Origin of the sequence: Bartonella sp. TT121SHDZB (assembly GCF_042193415.1) — a bacterium.
In the GTDB taxonomy this organism is placed as follows: domain Bacteria; phylum Pseudomonadota; class Alphaproteobacteria; order Rhizobiales; family Rhizobiaceae; genus Bartonella.
Map to the genome: position 1 here is coordinate 45,746 of NZ_JBHILR010000007.1, position 23,731 is coordinate 69,476.

At 38.1% G+C, this 23,731-nt stretch carries 17 protein-coding genes and 1 pseudogene; 13 read left to right on the forward strand and 5 right to left on the reverse strand.

Features of this window, described 5'->3' with window-relative positions; translation table 11 throughout:
* Positions 1-865 precede the first annotated feature (865 nt).
* From atpH to ACFIKI_RS05625, 7 genes are all read left to right on the forward strand, one after another.
* Entirely contained in the window at positions 866-1,450 is a 585-nt protein-coding gene (gene atpH / locus ACFIKI_RS05595) for an ATP synthase F1 subunit delta (protein WP_375666214.1), read from the forward strand.
* A complete protein-coding gene (gene atpA / locus ACFIKI_RS05600) occupies positions 1,450-2,985 on the forward strand; it encodes a F0F1 ATP synthase subunit alpha (protein ID WP_375622533.1) in 1,536 nt (511 codons plus the stop codon). Before atpH ends, atpA begins: the two co-directional genes overlap by 1 nt.
* A gap of 20 nt (positions 2,986-3,005) precedes the next feature.
* Positions 3,006-3,917 carry a F0F1 ATP synthase subunit gamma gene (locus ACFIKI_RS05605; protein ID WP_375666215.1) on the forward strand — a complete coding sequence of 304 codons (912 nt, stop codon included), beginning with the start codon at positions 3,006-3,008 and terminating at the stop codon, positions 3,915-3,917.
* Between the two features lie 19 nt (positions 3,918-3,936).
* Positions 3,937-5,562: a F0F1 ATP synthase subunit beta gene (gene atpD, locus ACFIKI_RS05610; RefSeq protein WP_375666217.1), complete on the forward strand. Its 1,626-nt coding sequence runs from the start codon at positions 3,937-3,939 to the stop codon at positions 5,560-5,562.
* A gap of 108 nt (positions 5,563-5,670) precedes the next feature.
* Positions 5,671-6,087 carry an ATP synthase F1 subunit epsilon gene (atpC, locus tag ACFIKI_RS05615; RefSeq protein ID WP_375666219.1) on the forward strand — a complete coding sequence of 139 codons (417 nt, stop codon included), beginning with the start codon at positions 5,671-5,673 and terminating at the stop codon, positions 6,085-6,087.
* A gap of 23 nt (positions 6,088-6,110) precedes the next feature.
* Positions 6,111-7,739 (forward strand): MFS transporter, encoded by a 1,629-nt coding sequence (locus ACFIKI_RS05620; RefSeq protein ID WP_375666220.1) that lies wholly within the window; start codon positions 6,111-6,113, stop codon positions 7,737-7,739.
* A gap of 30 nt (positions 7,740-7,769) precedes the next feature.
* A complete protein-coding gene (locus ACFIKI_RS05625; protein ID WP_375666221.1) occupies positions 7,770-8,777 on the forward strand; it encodes an HlyD family secretion protein in 1,008 nt (335 codons plus the stop codon).
* 479 nt (positions 8,778-9,256) lie between these two features.
* Here the strand turns inward: ACFIKI_RS05625 and ACFIKI_RS05630 are convergent, their stop codons facing one another.
* Positions 9,257-9,541: a hypothetical protein gene (locus ACFIKI_RS05630; protein WP_375666222.1), complete on the reverse strand. Its 285-nt coding sequence runs from the start codon at positions 9,539-9,541 to the stop codon at positions 9,257-9,259.
* A gap of 644 nt (positions 9,542-10,185) precedes the next feature.
* On the opposite strand from ACFIKI_RS05630, the gene ACFIKI_RS05635 reads away from it, so the two are divergent.
* The 4 genes from ACFIKI_RS05635 (at position 10,186) to ACFIKI_RS05650 (ending at position 14,946) form a co-directional block, all read left to right on the forward strand.
* Positions 10,186-10,347 carry a hypothetical protein gene (locus tag ACFIKI_RS05635; RefSeq protein ID WP_375666224.1) on the forward strand — a complete coding sequence of 54 codons (162 nt, stop codon included), beginning with the start codon at positions 10,186-10,188 and terminating at the stop codon, positions 10,345-10,347.
* 300 nt (positions 10,348-10,647) lie between these two features.
* Positions 10,648-11,889, forward strand: a complete 1,242-nt coding sequence (gene ispG, locus ACFIKI_RS05640) for a flavodoxin-dependent (E)-4-hydroxy-3-methylbut-2-enyl-diphosphate synthase (protein ID WP_375666226.1) — start codon at positions 10,648-10,650, stop codon at positions 11,887-11,889.
* 501 nt (positions 11,890-12,390) lie between these two features.
* Positions 12,391-13,542: an MFS transporter gene (locus ACFIKI_RS05645; RefSeq protein WP_375666227.1), complete on the forward strand. Its 1,152-nt coding sequence runs from the start codon at positions 12,391-12,393 to the stop codon at positions 13,540-13,542.
* 804 nt (positions 13,543-14,346) lie between these two features.
* Positions 14,347-14,946, forward strand: coding sequence for a hypothetical protein (locus tag ACFIKI_RS05650; protein WP_375666229.1), 600 nt, complete (start codon positions 14,347-14,349; stop codon positions 14,944-14,946).
* Between the two features lie 1,673 nt (positions 14,947-16,619).
* Here ACFIKI_RS05650 and ACFIKI_RS05655 read toward each other — a convergent pair.
* The gene (locus ACFIKI_RS05655) at positions 16,620-17,522 is read right to left on the reverse strand and encodes a polyprenyl synthetase family protein (RefSeq protein WP_375666230.1); all 903 of its coding nucleotides are present in this window, start codon (positions 17,520-17,522) and stop codon (positions 16,620-16,622) included.
* 425 nt (positions 17,523-17,947) lie between these two features.
* On the opposite strand from ACFIKI_RS05655, the gene rpmF reads away from it, so the two are divergent.
* Positions 17,948-18,127: a 50S ribosomal protein L32 gene (gene rpmF / locus ACFIKI_RS05660; protein WP_375666231.1), complete on the forward strand. Its 180-nt coding sequence runs from the start codon at positions 17,948-17,950 to the stop codon at positions 18,125-18,127.
* Between the two features lie 104 nt (positions 18,128-18,231).
* Positions 18,232-18,306 (forward strand): annotated as a pseudogene (locus ACFIKI_RS05665) (50S ribosomal protein L32); the annotation flags it as partial.
* A 2,093-nt stretch (positions 18,307-20,399) separates the two neighbouring features.
* Here the strand turns inward: ACFIKI_RS05665 and ACFIKI_RS05670 are convergent.
* The 3 genes from ACFIKI_RS05670 to ACFIKI_RS05680 form a co-directional block, all read right to left on the reverse strand.
* Positions 20,400-20,984 (reverse strand): CarD family transcriptional regulator, encoded by a 585-nt coding sequence (locus ACFIKI_RS05670; protein WP_375666233.1) that lies wholly within the window; start codon positions 20,982-20,984, stop codon positions 20,400-20,402.
* 304 nt (positions 20,985-21,288) lie between these two features.
* Complete coding sequence (fdxA, locus tag ACFIKI_RS05675) at positions 21,289-21,627, reverse strand: ferredoxin FdxA (RefSeq protein ID WP_375666235.1); 339 nt, start codon at positions 21,625-21,627, stop codon at positions 21,289-21,291.
* 21 nt (positions 21,628-21,648) lie between these two features.
* Positions 21,649-23,208, reverse strand: a complete 1,560-nt coding sequence (locus ACFIKI_RS05680) for a hypothetical protein (protein WP_375666237.1) — start codon at positions 23,206-23,208, stop codon at positions 21,649-21,651.
* Positions 23,209-23,731: the final 523 nt, after the last annotated feature.

The following is a 23,731-nucleotide window of genomic DNA, read 5'->3' on the forward strand; positions in this document are numbered from 1 at the left end:
GCAACATTGTTTATAAGGATAATTCATTATTTTGTATGTTTAATGAGAATCCCGAATATCGTAAGATTCTCTCATTTCAAATCTTTTGATCAAAATCATTCCCTTGTACATAACAAGTGGGATGAACGTGAGGCGTGAAACTGTATAAGAAAGGACTAAAAATGTCTCTTATGAACCGTCTCTAGTTCCAAGGGCCTGCTGCACGCGCCCCCACGAGCTGGTAAAGTGTGTTATGGTGCGCTGGCTTGTGTTTTTATGGAGCGTAAAGATGGGGGACTCAATGGATTGACCATTATATCATTCATAATCCTATCATTCATAGGCGCCGTCGTGAAATAGGCTTGGGAGCATTAAGAAATGTTTCTTTAAAACAAGTCCGTGAGATTGCAACCCAATGGCGCTCTGTTTTTCGTAAAGGACGGAACCTTATTAAAGAACACGATAAACAAAAACCTGAGGTAATGCGCAGTCACTTTTCGCAAAAGCACTTATGGTGATAAGTGGGTGATCTTTAATGTTAAGGAAGAACCGTTTTTGGGGGGAGGAAAGAGCATTGGAAGCAAAATTAAAGAAAATTAAAGAGAGCGAAAAAAAATCTCTCAGAGAATGTCAAAAAGAGGTATTTTAAAAACCTTGATGCCATCCTAGGGATCTAAAAAAATCCTTTTCAAAAATATTTTGAATATTTTATTTAAAATTTTTAAAAAGCAGCGATTTGTGGTGTTGCGAGTCGGTTATGTCTATGCTAGAAACCAAGTGATTTTTGTTCTAGGTTTTAAGAAGAAGATTCTTAAAATTAGGAGTGTCTGTTTCATTTCATCTGATAACTATCAGAGAATCGCTCAAGGGAAAGAGGCGGTATTTCGTGTCGGGTTCATTTTCTCTCATACCGCTGCCGTTGGTAGATCAACGCTATGCGCAAGCGCTTTTTGATTGCGTTCAAGAAGCGGAAAACGTTGAAAAGGTTGAAAAGGCAGTGGAAAAATTTTTGCTTGTCTTGGAGCAAAATGAAGATTTAAAACGCTTTGTGCTCAGTCCATTCTTTTCAGTCAAAGAGCAAATGAAGGTGATGCAGTCTGTTTGTGAAAATATCAAATTTGCTGATAAAAACGCAGGACAGGTTATTGGTAATTTTTTACGCGTTGTCGCAGCAAACCGTAGGCTTAGTGCCGTATTTGGTATTTTACATGCTTTTCAGCGTTGTGTTGCACGCGCTCGTAGCCAAGTTACAGCACAAATTGTTTCTGCGCGCCCCTTAAGTTCTCAACAAAGACAAGAGTTGTGTGAGGCTTTGGAAGGTGTCATTGGAGGAAAAGTCTTGCTACATATCATTGTGGATCCAACAATTCTTGGTGGATTAATCATTCGTGTGGGGGCGTCTCAAATTGATACGTCTCTTCTAACAAAATTGTCTTCGCTTAAGCTTGCATTGAAAAAAGAGGTCAGCTGATGGATATTAGACCATCTGAAATTTCCAAAATTCTAAAAGAGCAAATCAAAAACTTTGACCAAAAGGCTGAGGTTTCAGAAATTGGTTGGGTTCTCTCTGTTGGGGATGGTATCGCCCGCGTTTATGGTTTGGATAATGTCCAAGCAGGGGAAATGGTTGCTTTTCCAAATGATGTGCGCGGTATGGCTCTCAATTTGGAAGTTGATAATGTTGGTGTGGTCATTTTTGGCTCAGATCGCGATATTCGTGAAGGGGATTGTGTAAAGCGATTGGGCGCTATTGTGGATGTTCCTGTGGGACCCGCTTTGCTGGGGCGCGTGGTTGATGCTTTGGGAAATCCTATCGATGGTAAGGGACCTATTAAGGCAACAGAGCGTCGTCGTGTTGATGTTAAGGCGCCTGGGATTATTCCACGTCAGTCTGTCCATGAACCAATGTCAACGGGATTAAAAGCAATTGATGCACTCATCCCCATTGGACGCGGACAGCGTGAATTGGTGATTGGTGATCGCCAGACAGGAAAAACAGCAATTTTGCTCGATACATTCTTAAACCAAAAACCTTTTCATGAAAAAGGGGCGGGACGAGAGCAAGACAAAGTTTATTGTATTTATGTGGCTATCGGTCAAAAACGTTCGACGGTGGCACAATTCGTTAAAGTTTTAGAAGAACGTGGCGCACTGGAATATTCTATTATCGTAGCGGCAACCGCTTCTGATCCAGCGCCATTGCAATTTATTGCGCCTCTTGCCGGATGTGCTATGGGTGAATATTTCCGTGATAATGGGCAACATGCTTTGATCGGTTATGATGACTTGTCAAAACAAGCGGTAGCTTATCGTCAAATGTCTCTTTTATTGCGTCGTCCGCCAGGTCGTGAGGCTTATCCGGGAGATGTTTTCTATCTTCATTCGCGTCTTTTAGAGCGGGCTGCGAAGTTGAATGCGGAAAATGGATCTGGGTCGTTGACAGCTTTGCCAGTTATTGAAACGCAAGCAAATGATGTTTCTGCCTATATTCCTACAAATGTGATTTCGATTACGGATGGGCAAATTTTTCTGGAAACTAATTTGTTTTATCAAGGAATTCGTCCTGCTGTAAATGTTGGTCTTTCTGTATCGCGTGTTGGTTCTGCTGCACAAATTAAAGCGATGAAGCAAGTTGCTGGCTCGATTAAGGGTGAATTGGCGCAATATCGTGAAATGGCAGCTTTTGCGCAGTTTGGTTCTGATTTGGATGCGTCAACCCAGCGTCTGTTGAATCGGGGTGCGCGCTTGACTGAGCTTTTAAAGCAACCGCAATTTTCTCCACTCAAAACAGAAGAACAGGTGGTGGTTATTTTCGCGGGTGTGAATGGCTATCTTGATTCTCTAGCGGTTTCTGATGTTGCGCGGTTTGAGCAGGGGCTTTTGGTGCTTTTGCGGAGTGATTATCAAGATCTCTTAAAGGCAATTGCTGAGCAAAAGCAGTTAACAGATGAGCTGAAAGATAAGTTGATGACGGTTCTTAACACTTATGCGAAAAATTTTTCATGATGAATTAATGGAATGCTTGAATGGCTTCACTAAAGGATCTTAGAGACCGTATCGCTTCGGTTAAAGCAACACAAAAGATCACCAAAGCTATGCAGATGGTTGCAGCAGCAAGGTTGCACCGTGCGCAAGAGGCGGCACAGTCTGCGCGTCCTTATGCGAATAGGATGGCTGATATTTTGACCAGTGTTGCTGCTGATGTCGATGGTGTTGATGCGCCTGCTCTTATGCGTGGTACGGGGCGAGATGATGTGCATCTCTTGGTGGTGTGTACTGCTGAGCGCGGTTTGTGTGGTGCTTTTAATGTGCAAATTGCCCGTCGCGCACGTGAACAAATTAAAGCACTATTGGCAGCCGGTAAAATAGTGAAAATTATTACCGTGGGCAAAAAAGGTGCGGATATTTTATCGCGTGATTACAAAGGTTTGATGATTGATCACATCGATTTGCATGCTGTAAAACGAATTGGTTTTGCAGAGGCAGTAATGATTAGTCAACGGGTTGTCGATTTATTCAATGAAGGCGCTTTCGATGTTTGTACGCTGTTTTATTCTGAATTTGTTTCCGTAATTAATCAGCGTCCTACAGCTTTTGGCTTGATTCCAATGATTGCTCCAAAAACAGTTGTTGAGGCAATAGATGTTGTGGAGCAAACTGATCAGAGCAAAGATTCACAATCAATTGTTTATGAGTATGAACCTGATGCTGCTTCTCTTTTAGAGGCGCTTGTGCCACGCAATCTTTCGGTGCAGATTTTTCGCGCTTTGTTGGAAAATGTTGCTGGTGAAATGGGCGCAAAGATGACAGCTATGGACAATGCATCGCGCAATGCAGGTGAAATGATTAATAAATTGACGGTGGCTTATAATCGTCAGCGTCAGGCACAGATTACGACAGAATTGATCGAAATTATTGCAGGCGCTGAAGCGCTTTAAATGGAAAAGGTAAGGATTGATGGTAAAAGCAGTAACCTCAAGCAAAGGAATAGAAAAAGGTGAAAAAAAGAAACCAGCTGCTCGTTCCAGCGTGAAAAAAGCCGCTTCGAGATCTCAAGCGGATGTAAAGAGTGCGTCTGCGCCTGCGCGTAGTGCCGCTAAAGATACACCTGTAAAAAAAGATATATCCGCAAAAAAAGAACAGCATGCAAAAGGCGCTGTTGGTGAGATCAAACAGGTTATTGGTGCTGTTGTTGATGTGCAATTTGAAGGCGCATTGCCAAATATTCTTAACGCTTTGGAAACAGAGAATTTAGGCAATCGCTTGGTTTTGGAAGTTGCGCAGCATTTGGGTGAAAATACTGTGCGTACGATTGCTATGGATACGACTGATGGTCTGATGCGGGGCCAAAAGGTTGTGGATACAGGCACACAAATTAGCGTTCCTGTAGGAGAAGCAACGTTGGGACGTATTATGAATGTGATTGGAGAGCCGGTCGATAATGTGGGACCAATCGCTTCAACCAAAACGCGTTCTATTCATCAAGAAGCGCCTGAATATGTTGAGCAATCGACTGTTTCGGAAATTCTCGTCACTGGTATTAAAGTCGTGGATTTGTTAGCTCCTTATTCTAAAGGGGGTAAAATTGGCTTGTTTGGTGGTGCTGGTGTTGGAAAAACCGTTCTCATTATGGAACTTATAAACAATATTGCAAAGGCACATGGTGGTTATTCTGTATTTGCTGGTGTGGGAGAACGTACGCGTGAAGGAAATGATCTTTATTATGAAATGATCGAAAGTCGCGTGAATGTGAATCCAAAAGAGAATAATGGTTCAACGGAAGGGTCAAAGTGTGCCCTTGTTTACGGGCAAATGAATGAACCACCAGGAGCGCGTGCGCGTGTGGCTCTTTCAGGATTGACAATTGCAGAAAGTTTCCGTGATGAAGGACAAGATGTTCTGTTCTTTGTGGATAATATTTTCCGTTTCACGCAAGCAGGAGCTGAGGTGTCTGCTCTTTTAGGGCGTATTCCTTCTGCTGTGGGCTATCAGCCAACTTTGGCAACAGATATGGGGGCTTTGCAAGAACGTATTACCAGTACAAAAACAGGCTCTATTACTTCCGTTCAGGCAATTTATGTTCCGGCAGATGATTTGACGGATCCGGCGCCGGCAACATCTTTTGCCCATTTGGATGCAACAACTGTTCTTTCGCGCTCTATTGCTGAAAAGGGAATTTATCCGGCGGTTGATCCGCTTGACTCTTTCTCACGTATGTTGGATCCATTGATTGTGGGGGAAGAGCATTATACGGTGGCTTGTCAAGTGCAAACCATTTTACAACGTTATAGAGCGCTTCAGGATATTATTGCTATTCTTGGAATGGATGAACTTTCTGAAGATGACAAATTGCTGGTGGGGCGGGCGCGTAAAATTGAACGTTTCCTTTCGCAGCCTTTCCATGTTGCGGAAGCCTTTACTGGTTCTCCTGGAAAACTCGTTCCTTTGGAAGAGACAATCAAAGGCTTTAAGGGGCTTTGTGCTGGCGATTATGATGATTTGCCAGAAGCTGCTTTTTATATGGTTGGTTCGATTGATGAAGCACTTGAAAAAGGAAAGCGTCTCATGGCAGAGGCTTCTTAGTAAGAAGCTTCTTATTCAAGAGAAAACTGTCATGGGTATTTTTCGTTAAAAAGGACGAGTCGTTGGAGAAAACGGAGAGTCCTGATATCGGGTATTGTGGAGACTTTTGTGGAAAACAATAGAGAAGAGCATTTTTTATTTGAGCTTGTATCGCCTGAAAAAATTGTGTTTTCAGAGCAGGTCGCGTCTGTTGTTCTTCCTTCAGCTTCAGGTTCTTTAACAGTTATGGCGCATCATGCGCCATTGGTGGCAAGTATTGTGTTGGGCAGTGTTCGTGTTCGCACCTCTTTGGGTGAGCAATTATTTGCTGTTTGCGGAGGTGTTGCAAATATTACCTTTTCAGGCTGCTCTTTATTGGTAGAGCACGTTGTGGCTGTAGAGCATCTTTCTTTTGATGTATTAGAACAGCAGATTTTGCAGCTTCAAGCGACGTTAGAGGGGGGAGCAAGTGATGAGGACAATCATAAAATAGAGGCTTTTTTCCAGCAGTTGTCAGCTGATGGTGCTGTGTTGATAGAGGCGTAGCAGAGTATACAGGAAAAAGTGACATGAGCCGAAAAAAGAGTGCGGTTATGTCTGCTAAAAGGGGTGGAAAACCTTTCCCTCATCCTGGTCGTGTTTTTGCTGGGCCTTTGCCAAAGTGCTTTGTTTATATTTTTGCTTCTCTTATTTTGCAATGGGCTTATGGTTTAGGGGCTAATATTGTTCAGTCTAACATTGTCCATCTTACGGGTGATTTTCATGCAACTTTGGCCGAGACAACGTGGTTGGTAGCCGCCTATATGGCACCAAATGTGAGTGTAGCGATTATGTTGATCAAAATCCGCTATCAATTTGGGTTGCGTGCTTTTGCTGAATTATCAATCCTTGGCTTCGTTTTGGTTTGCGTGTTGCAGCTCTTTGTTACGGATTTGCGTTCTGCGTTGATTATTCGCTTTTTTGCTGGGATTGCTGCCGCACCTTTGGCTTCGCTTGCGCTGCTTTATATGATGGAGGCTTTTGCTCCAGCAAAGAAGTTTACTGTTGGTCTTAGTTTGAATTATATGAATGCGGCTTTAGCGGCACCTTTATCACATTTGATTTCTCCTGATTTGCTGGAAAATGGTGGTTTTTCCAGTCTTTCCGCTTTGGAAATGGGGTTGGTTCTTATCAGCTTGGTTTGTATCTATACTTTGCCTCTAACGCCTGTTGTTCGCAGTAAGGTTATTCAAAAGTTAGATTGGATAAGCTATGGTTTGATTGCTTTTGGACTTGGATTAAATGCCGTGATTATGTCTGTTGGCATATTGTATTGGTGGTATGAAGCACCATGGATTGGTTGGGGGCTCGCACTTGCTATTTTCTCGTTGGCTATTGCTATTATTATTGAGCTTAATAGAGAAAAACCGTTGATTGATCTCCGTTGGATTTTCAGTAAAGAAATGGTCCAATCTGTTTTTATTTTATTAATTTTTCATGTTTTTTTATTGGAGAGGTCAAATTTACCCGTAGGTTTTTTTAATCTTTTTGGTTTGCTCAATCGTGAGATGGCACCCATGTATCTTGCGGTGGTATTGGGTATTCTGTTAGGGGGGGCTGTTTGTGTCTTTTTTTTAAGGGCAGGGCGTGAGGATTATTTTTATTTGTTATCTTTGGGTTGTTTAGCGTTGGGAGCTTATTTAGACAGTCATGTAAACCATTTAACGCGTCCGCAAGATATGATGTTGAGCCAAGGATTGGTGAGTTTTAGTTATGCACTTTTTTTGCCTCCTGCTCTTTTCAAAGGGTTTGTGATCGCTGGTGAGCGAGGGCCGCGTTACGTTTTAAGTTTTATTGCTGTTTTTTTGCTAACGCAGGTGACTGGGGGATTGATGGGGTCTGCTTTTTTTGGCAGCCTACAGCTTTATTTTGCCCATAAGAACTTTGAGTCCTTAACGCAAAATATTATTGTTACTGATCCGCTTATTTCTAGAGAGATGAGTACTTTATTTTCGCCTTCTTATGGTGTTTCTGTTCCCAATGGCTTGGGAAGTGAGCAGGGTGCTTCTATGTTGATAGAAAAATTTAAGTTAACAGCAAATATTTTTGCTTATGATGACGTTTTTAGGCTTTATTTTTATATTTCAATGGTTGTATTCGTTATTTTTCTTGTCGCAATGATTGTTAAATCATACTCTTTGCGTGCATCAGAAAAGTAGAGTAATGTCATAGAAAGAGGGGTGCAGAAAATGATAAAAGCATTACGGTCAAAAGCTACGATTGTTGCATTCCTATCGGGTATTACAGGTGTTTTGCTGATTTTGTGGGCTTGGAGACTTCCTCCTTTTGTGAGTAACATTCAAATAACGGATAATGCTTCTATTAAGGGCAATGTTACTCTGGTTAGTTCACAGATCTCTGGGGTGATTGCACGGATTTATGTGCAAGATTATCAACGCGTTGAAAAGGGAATGCTGCTCTTTGAGCTCGATGATTCTCTTTTTCGGCAGCAGCTTGCACGGGCACAGGCTGTTCTCGATTCAAAAAATGCAAAACTGGCAAGTATTGAATTACAAGCACAGCTTTTGCAGGGCGAAATTAATACAACAGAGGTGGAATTGGCGCGTTCACGAGCATTTTCCAATGTTGTTCCAAATAGTAAAAAGTTAGGCTTTAGTGATGCGGAAAGTTCTGTTTCTCGCCCTCTTTCACAACTCTTGACAGCTCTCGAAACAAAACGCCAATTGCAAAAACAATTAAATCTTGAACGGCAAAGTTTACAGTCAGAAATTGCGGGAGCAAAGGTGAGTGTTGAGTTGGCAAAACTTAATCTCGATCATACAAAGATTTTATCTCCTCAAACAGGTTATATTGGATTAGTTGGAGCGCGGGTAGGGCAATATGTTATGCCGGGTACACAATTGGTCTCTGTTATTTCTGATGATATTTGGATTATTGCTAATTATAAGGAAACGCAGCTTTCTCAGATGCGTGTGGGACAACCGGTTGTTTTTTCTGTTGATGCATTGAACAACAAAAAGTTAACAGGGCGTGTGGTTCGTTTTGCACCTGCTACAGGCTCAGAGTTTTCATTGTTAAAAACGGATACGGCAATTGGTAATTTTATCAAAATTGCACAACGTATTTCAGTACGGATTGCTTTAGATCCTGGGCAGGATGGGATTGAAAAACTCATTCCTGGCATGTCCGTGGTTACCTATGTAGATACTTCGCAGCGAGTCGATTCTGGAGGATGAAATTTTGGATTATTTCAGTTTAATTTTTGTGTCATTTTCTTATAGCAAGTGGGTATTCACATTGGAAGATTTCTTTTGGTTTGTTGTGATACATCTTGTAAAGTTCTTAAAATTCTTATTGTTCTATGCCATGATGTAAAATAATGTTCCTTAGAATATTAAAGCGCATGCATCTTTAATCACTTCTATTCTTTTTAAAATAACTCAGTAGTGAGGGAATGAATTTGAAAGCTTGCTTGTGGCTTTTTATAACGCTGTTATTGAGGTGTGGTGGGTGATACGAACCGCGTACGTGGACAGAGGAGGGGACTGCTTAAACAAAAAGCTCGATTATAGACTGGTGGGATGGGTAAAAACTTATCCTTTTGGGGGGGGAGGGTATAACGTTAGGAGGAAGGCGTAAAGTGCTGTGTTTTGTAAACTATAAAAAATGCCCGCTTTGAATCGGGCATTAAAAGGGGAGGTTGTTTGTTGTGTTGTTAATTTTTACGTATCAGTAAGAAACTTGCTAAAACGACTCCTGCTGCCAATGCAAGGGTTTTTTTAGGGTTTTCTTTCGCTTTTTTCTTTAATTCTGTAGCATGCTCGTTGAGATGGTAAAGTGCGTGACGGACCTTTTGTTTCCATGTGTTAAACAGTTCAGAAATGTTTTTAAAGCTATCATTTTGAGAACTCCAACGATTTACGGGGACCAGCTCTCTTTTTAAGAGTGCAATACGTTTTTTTATTTTAGCATTTTTGCTATGGGTTGAAAATAGATACATCTGTTGACTCCTTCATGTGTTATATTGTTGCATGATAGTTGGAATTGTGTTTGGGGCTTTTGCTATAACGGCTTGAAAATTGAAAGGTTGCATTAATTGTGTAGCTTGTGGGTGAGATGAAAATTAAGAGTTTGGGTTTAATGAGGGATTGCTTAATGTACTCGAGTTCATTTCATGATGGTGTTTGTTAAGGATATAAGGTGAAAAATTTTGCACAATGATGTAAGGTCCATTGAGCACTATCATCTTATGTTTTTAAAGGTGTAAGCTGGTGCTTGCATTTTTTTGCTTGTTTAAAGTGTTGGAAGAGCTTTTGGCATTTGAAACGGTTTACGGTTTATAAAGAATCTTTATTCCTTATTTATAGTTTTTATCTCAATGTTCGCTTGTGGTGTGCTGGGGAGTGGGATTATTTAAAATGAGAGAATCCTACGATATTTGCGTTTGCCATTCAAATTTTTAAAAAGATAGATTATTATAAATAAACATGTGGGCTTAATTATATAAATATCGATTTATCATGATAATTTATCGTTACTCAATTTGAATTAAACCTCCGAATATCGTAAGATTCTTTTGTTTTAAATCTGTTCCATGTTGAATCAATCAAAATCACAGGTTTGCACATCCTAAGCAGGATGAGTGTGTGGAGCGAAATTATACAAGAAAGGAGTAAAAATGCTTCTTATGAATCGTCTCAAGAGCTAAGAGCTGTCGCAACATTAGGCGGTGTCTTTCATGCAGTTTGTTTAAATTGTGCTTTGTTAGGCGTTATCTGTTGTGTTGTAAACACTGTTTTGTGGTGACGTTGATGTAAGGTATCGGCATGCAACTTAAAAATACAGTATTGTCTCTGTTTGGTTTCAGTTTCTTTTTGAATCAACCAAGTGTAGAAGTATAAACTTGAACAGAAGTAGTAGAACTTATCCGGTGCGTCTATAGAATGAATCCACTTATGAATTGTATTGCATCAGTGTTAGTAGGTAGAACCTTTTGAGAGCAATCTGTTAAGATTGGTGGGCGGTGTAATTTTCGTCCTTTGAAGCGCGGAGGAAGTCAATGTAAATAATGATTGATAGCGCAAGTTTTAAAAATTTGAGGACTTGATGAGTACAACCTATTCTTTATCTAAGCCATTGGAGCGTCGTCGGTCTGTTGGTGTTGCTGTTGGTGATGTGATCGTTGGGGGGGAGAGCCCGATTGTTGTACAGTCAATGACCAATACAGATACAGCTGATGTTGATGCAACCGTTGCGCAGATTGCTGCTCTTTGGCAAGCGGGTTCACAATTGGTTCGGATTACTGTTGATCGCGATGAAGCAGCGGCCGCTGTGCCCAAAATACGGGAGCGATTGGAGAGATTAGGATTTTTTATCCCATTGGTGGGGGATTTCCATTATATTGGTCATAAGCTTTTGTCAGAGCATTCTGCATGTGCTGAAGCGCTTGAAAAATATCGCATCAATCCTGGAAATGTTGGTTTTGGTGCAAAAAAAGATCGCCAATTTGCAGAAATTATAGAGATTGCTTGTCGGTATCATAAACCTATTCGCATTGGTGTGAATTGGGGTTCTCTTGATAATGCGTTGTTAACACGGCTTATGGATGAAAATGCACAGCAAGAAAAACCCTTATCTGTGGCTGAAGTGATGCGGGAAACTGTTGTGCAGTCGGCTTTGCTTTCGGCTACTTTAGCAGAAGAGTTAGGGTTGGGGCGTGATAAAATTATTCTTTCTGCTAAAGTGAGTGATGTCCAAGATCTTATTGCTGTCTATACCACCTTGGCAGAGCGTTGTGATTATGCACTCCATTTGGGTTTGACAGAAGCAGGTATGGGAACAAAAGGGGTTGTGGCTTCTTCGGTGGCTTTGGGCATTTTATTACAGCAAGGGATTGGTGATACGATACGAATTTCATTAACCCCTGAACCTGGTGGTGATCGAACACGAGAAGTCAAAGTTGCACAAGAACTTTTGCAAGTAATGGGGTTTCGACAATTTTTGCCTGTTGTTGCTGCTTGTCCTGGATGTGGTCGCACGACCTCGACAGTATTTCAGCAATTGGCGCAAAAAATTGAAGCGGATTTACACAAAAATATGCTCGTTTGGCGTGAAAAATATCCTGGGGTTGAAAGTTTGAAGGTTGCTGTTATGGGATGTATCGTCAATGGACCGGGAGAATCAAAACATGCGGATATTGGAATTTCATTGCCTGGCGTGGGGGAAAGTCCTGCAGCACCTGTTTTTATTGAGGGACAAAAGGTAAAAATTTTGCGGGGTGATCACATTGCTGAAGAATTTGAAGCGCTTTTGAGTGATTATATTCATACTCGCTTTGGGCAAGGTTGAGGTAAAAGTCGCATAAGGTTGAAGTAAAAATGGTGTGTCGTTTTTTAAAAACAAGCTGTCTTCAATGTGAAGAGGGTGCTGTTGTATGCTGCTTTAGCTATGGTCAATACTGTTGTTGGTTGCTTATTATTTTAGGTAAAACCAGATGATATACCTGTTTTAGAATCAGAAGCTTATGAAGGATATTAATGAGTTTGAGTGTGTTAAGACTATTAAGCAAAACGATATGAATACTTTGATAGATCCGTAAATGTTGTTGCTGGTTTTTTGGCTGCTCTTGAGACAGTGAAATATTTAGCGGATTTTGACAAATGTCAAATTATAGAAAGAACATTGTTTATTGATTTTTCAGGCATTTTCCCAGCATTTTTTGGGGTATCAAATTGATAGGATTGGAAATCCTTATAGCGGTTATAGCCCTATTTGTCGTAAAATGTAAGCTTTTATATTGATATAAAATGATGTATACGGGGGCCTTTTTGGGCGTTATTGGGGAAATGCATGACAAGTATATTAGCGTTTGGCTTTTTATTTAATGGTATAAGGATTTTAACTGGCGCCTTTATTGTCTTTTATATGCTTGAAAAAGGCTTAACGCTTATTGATATAGGTGTCATTAAGTCGTTTCAGGCTTTTATTATGATGGTTACCGATATTCCTCTGGGATATTTTGCTGATCGAAAAAGTTATAAAATATCGATCGTTTTGGCAGCTGCTTTTGCTGCTACATGGCTCTTTCTCATGGGATTTTCTACAAGCTTTTATGGTTTTCTTTTGGCAGAAACTTTTAATGCCTTATCGCTAACATTAATTGCTGGGGCTTATAATGCTTTACTTGTTCAATATGCAAAAGAAAAAGTGACATCCACTAAAAAAGTGCTTGGTTCCAGCTCTCAATATAATTACATCGGCATGTTTATATTCAGTTTAATCGGGGCATATTTTGCTGATTATTCTAGCCAATATATATGGTATATCACGGCGTTTTTAATGTTGATGACAACACTATTTGGTTTGTTTTTTCTTGATGATTTGAAGGGGGAGAATAAATCAAATAAAGCGAATTCTCTCATTTGTGAAGCTAAGGAGATGTTATCTATTTTTATTAAAGTTCCTTATATCTCTTTATGCTTTTATTTTTCATTGATTTTTTTCAATATATTCTCGCAGTATTGGCAGTGGATATTTAAAGATTATGATATTAATGTCACTTATTTTGATCTTGGTGTGACATTTTCATTGATATTGCTCTCTCAGCTATTGGCTAGTTTTCTCTTTACAAAACTAAGTGAAAGAGTGAATTTTATTTTATTGTTGTTTCTTTCGGCTTTACTGATTTTTACCATTGCTTTCTTTGAACCAAGAAAAGAAATTGCTGTCATTTTAGTCTGTATGATTTTTTATCTCATTAAGTATACATATCTTCGTGTAGAAGTTGTTTTGCATGATAGTATTAGTGATCATTTCAGGGCTACATATGAATCTTTCTTGTCAACTGTTGGGAGATTTAGCTTATTGGTATTTTTTTACATGAGTGCGTATATGGTCAATATATTTGGCTTTTTCTCACTCGTTTATATTTTTGCTGTTTATTTATTGATTTACTTGTTGGCGGTATTTTTTTTAGAAGGAACTCTCAAAAAAATTCAGTGAAAATATTAACTTATTACGATACGTGTTTTATAGGGTTTCATAGTGGGGCAAGGCTTTTATTTATTAAAGCACATCGTTGTTTTTGCATGTTGAATGAGAAAGCTGAATAGTGTCAGTTACTCTTATTTAAAATCTATGTCTGTTCAATCAATCAAAATTATGTTTTTTGTACATTATAAGTGGGCGTGGTGTAAAAATCATTAAAAAAGAAGTAAAAAGGTTTCTCATGAATATTCTTGAACGCTAAGAGTTGTTGGAAAGATGAGAAACTAATAAAGAAAAAGATTGTGCCGGATTATATGCTTATTAAGGAATGGTTATGGAGCAGTTTTCCCATTTTCATTGGTTCCTTTCTGGTAACACTTTATTTCATTAGAGCTAATTTAAACAGTTGGACAATTTATAGCCTGTTCAAAAGAGCTTTTCTCATGACTGATTTTGATATTTTGATGATCGATTTTATTGTTGGTATATTTAGCGGATTTCACCATTACCTTCTTTAAAATACGCGTCATCTTGTTGAGATATTTTCTTACATCTTTCATTTTGGGTATTTTCTCTTTGGTTGTGGCGTTAGCTCTGTATTTTCTGATGTTAGAAAATACTCTTAATCCAGATAGTAAAGAAAACCTATTTGTACGGATTTTGAATGATCCCTTCTTCTTTGAGAGATCATAAAACCAAGTACAGCAATACTATTGAGTACAATTTGATACAAACAAACCAAAAGAAATAAATACATATTGATATACTTAATAGGAATATGTTAGATTCTTCAAATTGTGGCCATTAAAAGGTAAAGCGATGAAATCGTTATTTATAACCCCTATTATAACATTTATAACTCTTTTTTCTGTATTTGTATTGTTGGGATGTACGCGTGTAGATAGTTTAGAGCAGTATAATAAACTTTACGAAGAATATATAAGTGAAAAATACGAGGCTTTTGAACATTTTCAAAAGCAGGAACAAGCAAGAAATTTCGTCTATAGCCGTGGTTATCAGAATATAGCGTCCAAATTTGATATTATATGGCATCGACACATACTTATTGTTTTATGTGGACGCTTTGTTAATTTATTACGTGGTGATTATAATGAGGAGATGTCATGGGCAATGCTACCCAATGTCATAAGCAGTTTGCGTTATGACTATAATTGGAGAGAAAGCGATTTTATCTGGGCCTATAATATGTCTATGAATTCTACCGACCCCATGATTGATTACGCGAAAAAATTTCTTAATTCTTCAAGCGGAAATGGCATCAGCCCAACAACACAAATTATTGACCTTGTGTCTAGTATGAGCGCTGGTCATAGTGAAAATACTAAACAAATAGCACGTTTTTGCATAGAGCTAAGAACGATATATGACATGATGCAACCAAGAGAAATTTATAAATGATATTGAATGGGCAAAACTTTCTCGAAGGATATTAAATGGCTATAATAGTCTTAATAATCGCGGCATTTTCTTATCCATGTTGCATGTTTGTTCATTATGGCTTCAAAAGGTGAACATATTTTCCAGCTTTGGCAACAGGCATAGGTTCATTTACAATGATGCTTTTCATCTTAATAAGAAAATTGCACTTGGATTGAAAAAACCACTTATCATAAATTAAATTGCGCTATTATATATAATAATAAGGACTTTTTTATCTTTCTGTTGCAATGGTCATTCTCTGTTTAATCTTATCAATTCTCTTTTTATGTGATGAATTGAATAAAGGAGATAAAGAGCGTGATGAATTAAAGTTGTACAGTGATCATGATTATTATTAAATTGAAGTTATTATACACTTGTGTAAATAAAAATGTTTCTGCTTTTTGAAGGAGTTCGCCGACACTATCATTCACTTTTCTAGCCCCTGATGTTGCGACAAGCTTTTGGCTCTTGAGACGATTCAGAAGAGGTATTTTTTAGCTCTTTTTTTGGTGTTTTTTTATCCACACTCCAAGTCCAGCTTGTGATGTGCAAGCCAATGGTTTTGATTGATTCAACATATACAGATTTGAAATGAAAAAAATCTTGCAGTGTTCAGGGTTCTTATTCAAGTTGAATGACCCTAGATTATTATTTTTTGTGGTTTCCTTGCGAAGAAAAGAGATGTCGGTAATAATACTGCTTTAGTTTTTCGTTTTATTGAAGTTGATGACTTTATTTACCCTATTATACTGTAAAAACACTGTTATTTGAAGTGTGCTGAAGGTAGCCTGCTTGATACATTAAGTATTTTTTTAAAGTGCGTAGTGAATATATCGAGTCTTTAGTTTAAGTGAATCACATGCGTGGAAAGTTAGGTGGGATCTACTCGACAAGAATCCAGACTGTTTACAGGGCAAATTGGGGTAAGAAACTTTGTTCTTTGGGCGATATGAAAGCCGAGATAGCGATTATATTCATTTTTTCTGATATTTTAAATACGGACTTCAAAAAAATGATACTTGAACCTAAACAACGAGCATTTTTGTAAAAGTGTTTTTAAAGAGCAAGCAATACACGAGTGAATTTACAGAATGTAACCATATTTGATCTTTTACAACAAGATAGCGTGGAAAGGCGTAAAAATTATGATTCCCTACTGAGGGCAGTGTACTCCTAGGGTTGGCAATAAACAACAGATGACTTTGATAAGGCTACAAAGCCAATCGGCATTTTTATTGTTTTTTGCGGGTTTATGAAATGCCCTGTTTTATACTTATCCTGTTTATTTTTTGCCTTATCGTTAGAAGATTAAAGACATAAAGGAGAAAATGAGTTTTCCTCTTTTCGGTTGTTTTTTATTCGGCTTTAAAGCATCCACTGTAATATCTTTTAAAACATGGTGATTATGCATTTTCACATTTTGTTTCTTTCAGTCTTTAATGGAAGGCATTTTTTATGCAAAATAGGATACCCAGAATGCATTTGTGTTATAAATTCACGCGGCTTGTTTTAATGAAATTCTTCTTAAGATTTGTCGCACCCATTTCATGATAAGGACTATAATGGAGATTAATGGTAACGTTTCTTTGAAAAGTCTATTATGCATTCAATAAATATGATGGTGTACTAAATAATAGGGCGGATGAAGTTTAATTTTGGCGTATTGCACTAAAGTGTGCTGCTTGTTGGAGGGGGAGTGCTTTAGCGCCAAAAGGATGTAAGAATGCTTCTGCTTTACTGATGAGTGTATCTCGCTTTTTTTGGGTTTCTTTAATGCCGTAAAGATGAACAAAAGTGGCTTTTTGTGCCGTTTCATCTTTCCCAGCCGTTTTTCCTAGGGTTTGCGTGTTGGCAGTGACATCAAGAAGGTCATCGGTTAATTGAAAGGCTAAACCAAGATAGGTCCCAAAATCAGTAAGTTTTTCAGTTAATTCTTTAGATGCATTGCCAATGATGGCACCTGCTTGGCAAGCAAAGCTTATCAGGGCTGCTGTTTTCATGTGTTGTAGAGTGATGATGTCAGTACTTTCTTGCGGTCTTTTTTCAGCTTCAAGGTCCAGCATTTGTCCACCTAACATACCGCCAAGTCCTGCCGATTGTGCAAGAGACGTGATCAGCTTGATTCTAATATCTGTAGATAGATTACTAGCTTTATGGGCAATGATTTCAAAGGCAAATGTTAAGAGGGCATTGCCTGCTAGAATTGCTGTTGCTTCATCAAATGCTACATGGACAGTGGGTTTTCCACGCCGGAGTATATCGTTATCCATAGCGGGAAGATCATCATGAATGAGCGAATAACAATGGATACATTCTAAGGCACACGCAACATCAAGAGAATGTTCTACAGGGACATCAAAAAGTGCAGCACTTTGAATTACAAGAAAAGGACGCAAGCGTTTTCCACCGTTCAGCACACCATAGCGCATGGCTTTGATTAAGTTTTTAGGGCGTGAAATTTCACCATTTTGGATTTGATCACTTAACAGGGTATCAAGCCGCTTTTCAACGGTATGTCCATGTTTTGCAAGAAGGGTGGTAAATTCGTGCATTCTTGCTTCCTTTGTTTTTACAAAAATGAAATTATGAAGTTTAAAGAGAAAGGTTGTCGCTTTTTCTTGTTTTCATAAAGTGGCGTCGTTTTTTATTAAAAATCAACTTCTCTTTTTATCTGTATCTCTACTGTATGCGCAAATCCCTTTTTAAACCAAATAAAAATTGAATGAAGGGCTTATAAAAAAGCTTTCATTGGTGTATAAATTTCTTAAATTTTGCAGTGTTTTTGATATTCATTTGATTATTGTGACACCATTTTTGATAACAGGAAGGTCATTTTTGGTAAGAGGAGGATCATTTTGACATTGCCTCTTCTTTTTTATCAGTGTATAATATCTTCAAATTTTATGATGTTTTTAACTGAAGCATTGTCATTTTCGACATTGCTTTTTCTGTTTTAATGGATTTGGAGTGTCTTTTTATGGCTGTACCTAAACGAAAAACCTCTCCAGCGAAGAGGGGCATGCGCCGTTCGGCTGATGCTCTGAAGGCGCCGACTTATATCGAAGATAAAAATTCTGGTGAATTGCGTCGTCCTCATCACATTAATTTGAAAACGGGAATGTATCGCGGGCGTTCCGTTTTAGTGGTTAAAGACTGAGCGTTTTATCTCTTTTCCAGAAATAGGCTTCCTTTGATATAACGGTGAATGCACGGGCAGGGTGCGTTTTTACTTTTTGCTTTAAGGTGGGTGTTGAGGCGTCCTTGCGTCGTCCTCATCACATTAATTTGAAAACGGGAATGTATCGCGGGCGTTCCGTTTTAGTGGTTAAAGACTGAGCGTTTTATCTCTTTTCCAGAAATAGGCTTCCTTTGATATAACGGTGAATGCACGAGCAGGGTGCGTTTTTACTTTTTGCTTTAAAGTGGGTGTGTGAGGGAGATTTTTCCGTAGAAAATGATACTATTGTGGGAGAGATTTTCTTGTTTTCTTGAGAAGCTAGACAAGGATTGTTTGTGTACAGTTCTTTTATGATGACTGAGTTAAGAGCTTTTTATTGGTGTCGGTATAAGTTAGCTTAGTAATGGAGCCATTTTTCTTAAAAAGATTTTTAAAGAGTTTTCTTCTAGAGAAGATAAAAGGCAAGAATAAAAATAATCAATGTTGTCATAATTGCAAAATTGTATATTCCATTTGTATCGTTCTAAAGTTTATTCATATATTTACTTTAGGGGGACGTATATTTCTAATCCTATTAGACCGAAAAATATCGTTGTTTAGGGTGGTTATATAAAACCATGTAAGATTTGATGCATGAAGTGTGTTTTATGAGAATATGGGATGAATATTAAGGCAATGGTTTATCCATAGAATTTATGTTGTGGCATGCGCTTTTCAGTAAAAGAATAGTGTCCTATGTCAATATAACATTGATGTATAGATAATTCATTGTTTTGCGCCTTGAATGAAAGGCTTATCGTGGGATTATTTCATTTCAAATCTATTTCATGCTGAATCAATGACAATCATTTGCTTATACGTTATAAAGGGGCTGGTATGGAGGCAAAAACTGTATAAGAAAGGAAAAAATATCTGTAATGAAGGCTCTCAAATGTAAAGCTGAGTTGCGAGATTGGGGGCTAACTGTATGATAGTGCTAACGTGTTCTCTTATAAGCAGAAAAAAGAAAATCGTTGCAAAACAGAGGGTGTGCTTATTCAATAAGCTTTAATTTTTCTGATGATAAAGGCATATAAGAATTTTTTATGAGCATCACGCTTTCTGTTCATATATTTTTCTTATCTTGATGAATATAAGGGATTTATTACGAACAGCTTATAAAGTAAGTAAACGTAAAATCAGATTTATCATGTATGGGATTTTGCAAAGTGTTTTATAAAGCCGGTATGGCTCTCTAATCCATAGCCGGTTTATTAATGGTTTTATGGTATTGTTTACCTTATACAGTTTGTGTTTTTTGTTGTCTGTTGATCAATATCCAATTCTCAGCAGTATTTTTGAAATAGAGATTGAGCCTCTTAAAGGCTTTATGATTTCGTTCTAGATTTTGTGTGTTCGATTGACATAAGAATACTGCATGTATTTTTTTGCATAATCTTTGAAATGGAAATATAACCTCATTTTGGAAAAATATAAAGTTGCAAGGGTAAATGCCAACATTCATTCTTATTGTCATTTTTTAATTTAGCTTTACAGCTTTCAAAAGTATCTAAAGGAATCTCTTTTAAAGAATGGAGATTACAGTTTATTTTATGCTTTTGTTTATCGCGTTTTGGTGGGTATGCTTTTCATGTAAAATAGAACGTTCAAGACAAAATATGCTTGTGTTGTACATTCAAGCACTTTTTTTAATGTTTCTCAATGTTTGTGGTATCCATTTTATAACGGCGCTTATGAGGGTATAATGGTAAAGTCTTGGTGAAGTGTATAAACTTCATAGAGTATTATCATCGTTATGCTTCATAAAAGAGCAAGCCAACTCCTGTATATACTTTGCTAGCCTTCAATGTTAACTTGCAGCTCTTGGCATTTGACAGGGGTTATTATAGGCGTTTTAGTCCTTTCTTGTACAGTTTTTATCCATATGTCTGCCTCGCTTGTTATGTGCAAGCAAGTAATTTTGATTGATTTAGCATAGAAAGATTGCGAATGAGATAATCTTACGATATTTAGGCGATATTTAGGGTTCTAATTTAATATGAATAATGCTATATTATTATAAATCAATGTGTTATATATAGTGATAAGCAAATGAGGAGTCAGCCTAAGGTGGACCTTAGTGACCAATTAAACTTTTTACAGATTGGTGGCTGATTGAAAAACTTTGTCCTTGAGAGCACAAAGAGTGTAAAAAATAAGACCAGCAAAAAGCTGGTCTTATCAAAATATTCCGTTACGATGAAAGAGTGTATTATGCAGCGTAGACAGCTTTGCTGTCTTCATCTGTTTCTTCTCTCTCAGTTTTAAATTCACGTTTTGGCTTGTTGGAAAGATGCATCTCTATGAGATTGATCGCTTCTGTTTCAGAAAGATTATTAATAACCGCAATTTCACGGGCCATTCTTTCAAGAGCAGCAGTGTAGAGTTGACGCTCAGAGTAGGATTGTTCAGGTTGTAGAGTAGAGCGGAAAAGATCACGGACGACTTCGGCGATACAAATAAGATCTCCTGAGTTGATTTTAGCGTCATATTCTTGCGCACGACGTGACCACATGGTTCGTTTAACACGTGCTTTCCCGTGTAAGATTTTTAAGGCACGTTCAACGGAATCACCAGCAGATAATTTACGCATTCCAACGGAAAGGGCTTTTGCAATGGGGACTTTGACATCCATTTTATCTTTCGCAAAATGAATGACAAAAAGTTTTAATTTGTGTCCTGCAACTTCTTGATCTTCAATGGCTGTAATTTGTCCAACTCCATGAGTAGGGTAGACAATATATTCAAAGGTTGCAAATTCTTTAGTCTTGGAGGGTGTTCCATGTTGGGATGCCATAGTGTAGTTTACTCCCTTATGATCAACAAATGTATCGGAAAACAGGTTATAAACCTGAGGGTTGAGTTTTCTTTAACCAAGTATATCGTATCAATTAAGTGAGCATAAAAGCCGCGTACTTTTAAATCCAACAAAAATGTCTTTACTACAAAAAGCAAAGAAAAATACTTAGAAAGATGATCATGTTAAAATAACACTAACATCAAACATCAAAAGAATCAATCATTTCGCTTAAGGATTTTTTTTATTTTTACAAGAAAAGGCTTCAAATTGTTGAAAGAGAAGGCTGTACACTGTACCATTACTATTCTTCATCTCCTGGATTTTCTGAAAAATACTTTTCTAGTTTATTTGAAACGCCATCCATTTCTTTTGCTTGAGGAAGAGGAGCTTTTCTGGTGGTCAGATTAGGCCATTTGTTTGCATAATGAAGATTAAGTTCTAACCATTTTTCAAGCCCAGGCTCTGTATCAGGCTTAATCGCTTCTGCTGGGCATTCTGGTTCACAAACACCACAATCGATACATTCATCGGGGTGAATGACCAACATATTCTCACCTTCATAAAAACAATCAACAGGGCACACTTCAACACAATCAGTATATTTGCAAAGAATGCAGTTGTCAGTTACTACATAAGCCAAAATCAAACTCCATTTGTTACTTTAATGCTCTTTAGAGGAAAGCGTGTGCGTGTTTTTGGTGAGTTGATCGCGTAGCACTGCTAATTTCGCAAAAGGTGAATCAGGATTAAGGCGCTTTTCTTTTTGAAAGGGCTTATGATTTGCACGTTTGCCTGGGGATTTTTGGAATTTATGAGAATGTTTTGTTTGTGATAGTGCTTCGTGAGGAGAATTTTCATTTCTGTTTTTTTCTAGAGCACTCTTTGGTTTATTTTGCCACTTATTTCCAGATTTATCACGTTTTTTTTGTGTGCGGTGGTGAAGTTGATGCCTATAATGCCATAATAAAATAACTTTATCTTCTGCTGCAGGGAGGGGGGGCTTGGCAAAATTCCCAACAGGTTCAGCTGCTGGTAAACGATTGATGTTATTGGGGCGTTTTTCAACACAAGAGGATGAGGTGTTTTTTTCTTCTTGTGTTGTTTCTAAAGCATTTATTGTTTGCCATTGATGGCCAACGCATTCTGCTGCAGGAACATCTTGTGTTGTCCCATTGACAGGCGAAGAGGTTTTGTGTGCAAGGAGATTTTGTTCAAAAACAGCATTGCTTATGCTGTACGATTGATAGCCAAGCCCTTTGAGGATTTCTTCCATATCGTTTGTATTGGCTCCAAGAATAGACATCATGGCTGGTGTAATAAAAAAACTTTTGCCATCATAGGCGCCATCGGGTTTGGGATCACTTCCTTGTTTCCAATGAAGTGCGGGGCGAATGAGATTGGCAAGACGTTCTAAAATATCAATCCGTACAGCACGTCGTCCTAAGATTCGGTAGCCAGCTAATTGATAAAATTGGCGGTTATAGGTAGGGTCAACAATCAAAGAGGTTCGACCAGCAGATAATGCTGCGAAAACTTCACCCAAACCAGTTTGGTTTTGTTCTGCATTTTGAAGGTTCCATAGGAGGGTTATGGCTTGAACCGGAGCGGGTTTAAGCATTCCTGCAACATAAATATGAAAAGCGCCAAAACGCACGCCTAGACGCCGAAGCACGGCACGTGATTCTTGCGCAAGACCTTTGACAAGGTTTAAAACTTCGCGGCGGGGTAAAATCCCTAAAGAGTTAACAAGTTGTAAGGCAAGACTGTTTGTTGAATCCGCTAAGTTATCAGCATTGCGCAAATCAAATAAGGGTTTTAAAGTCGTTTCAAAATGAAAGGTTACAAAGCGCTCTAATCGTTTTACAACGTTATTGCGCGATTCTCCTGTGAGTTGTTCATCTGCTAAAACAATCAGTTTTGGTTTGAAAAAATCTTCTGTTGCCACAAGTTTTCCCACAGGTTGACCAATCCAGCGTACAATTCCATCAGAACTGAGAGTAAAATTTCCATTTGCACAGGCACAAAAACGTACTGCGCGTTTGGAAAAAGCAAGAATCAAATTTTCATTTTCACTCTCTGTTGAAATTTGATTCTCAGCTGTTTGATCAATGCTGTTTTGGTTAGCATAAAAACGAAAACCTTCAAATTTACCCTTTCCGTGTTTTTCAATGAGAATATCATCCTGAAGAATCTCATTCTGTTGAACAATCTTGCTATCCATGATCATTTTCTTTCTCAATGCGACACTGGTAAAAAGCCTTGTGCGACAATTTCATAATGATGCTCTTTCTTTAACACGTTTGTTGTGTTTTCTTCAATCACTCTTGTCGTTTTTTGATGCTTCTTTTTGCGCCTTTAAAATTTAGATGCTTCTTTTTTATTCAGTTTTCATTCAGTTGGGATGTTTTATATTTGTAAATTACACTTATTGGTTGTGTTGTAAAGCTGAAAGCTGAAAAAATCTTCAATTTAAAAGGAAAAGGAATCGGTCATTAAAAAATAGCATTTGTTTTGCCTGATCATTTTATTTTTTTGCTATTTTGTTATGAAAAGTGAAGAAAAAGTTTTTTCAAACGTTTCATAGGCTAAAAGGCATAATGCAGGGGCATTTTGTAGGTGAAATTATGTCTTATGACAAGAAGTTTTACCATGACAATGAAAAAAACAATTGCGATTATAAAATTACACGCTAAAGTAGCACGTACAGAAGTTAACAACTTTTGAGTTCTTTTTTTAAGAACTAA

Bases quoted from the DNA above. Each gene is read 5' to 3' on its own strand.
- ispG (WP_375666226.1), top strand. From the start codon at position 10,648: ATGAGTACAACCTATTCTTTATCTAAGCCATTGGAGCGTCGTCGGTCT.
- atpA (WP_375622533.1), top strand. From the start codon at position 1,450: ATGGATATTAGACCATCTGAAATTTCCAAAATTCTAAAAGAGCAAATC.
- ACFIKI_RS05645 (WP_375666227.1), top strand. From the start codon at position 12,391: ATGACAAGTATATTAGCGTTTGGCTTTTTATTTAATGGTATAAGGATT.
- ACFIKI_RS05680 (WP_375666237.1), bottom strand. From the start codon at position 23,208: ATGGATAGCAAGATTGTTCAACAGAATGAGATTCTTCAGGATGATATT.
- ACFIKI_RS05605 (WP_375666215.1), top strand. From the start codon at position 3,006: ATGGCTTCACTAAAGGATCTTAGAGACCGTATCGCTTCGGTTAAAGCA.
- ACFIKI_RS05650 (WP_375666229.1), top strand. From the start codon at position 14,347: ATGAAATCGTTATTTATAACCCCTATTATAACATTTATAACTCTTTTT.
- rpmF (WP_375666231.1), top strand. From the start codon at position 17,948: ATGGCTGTACCTAAACGAAAAACCTCTCCAGCGAAGAGGGGCATGCGC.
- ACFIKI_RS05655 (WP_375666230.1), bottom strand. From the start codon at position 17,522: ATGCACGAATTTACCACCCTTCTTGCAAAACATGGACATACCGTTGAA.
- ACFIKI_RS05620 (WP_375666220.1), top strand. From the start codon at position 6,111: ATGAGCCGAAAAAAGAGTGCGGTTATGTCTGCTAAAAGGGGTGGAAAA.
- atpD (WP_375666217.1), top strand. From the start codon at position 3,937: ATGGTAAAAGCAGTAACCTCAAGCAAAGGAATAGAAAAAGGTGAAAAA.
- ACFIKI_RS05630 (WP_375666222.1), bottom strand. From the start codon at position 9,541: ATGTATCTATTTTCAACCCATAGCAAAAATGCTAAAATAAAAAAACGT.
- ACFIKI_RS05670 (WP_375666233.1), bottom strand. From the start codon at position 20,984: ATGGCATCCCAACATGGAACACCCTCCAAGACTAAAGAATTTGCAACC.
- ACFIKI_RS05625 (WP_375666221.1), top strand. From the start codon at position 7,770: ATGATAAAAGCATTACGGTCAAAAGCTACGATTGTTGCATTCCTATCG.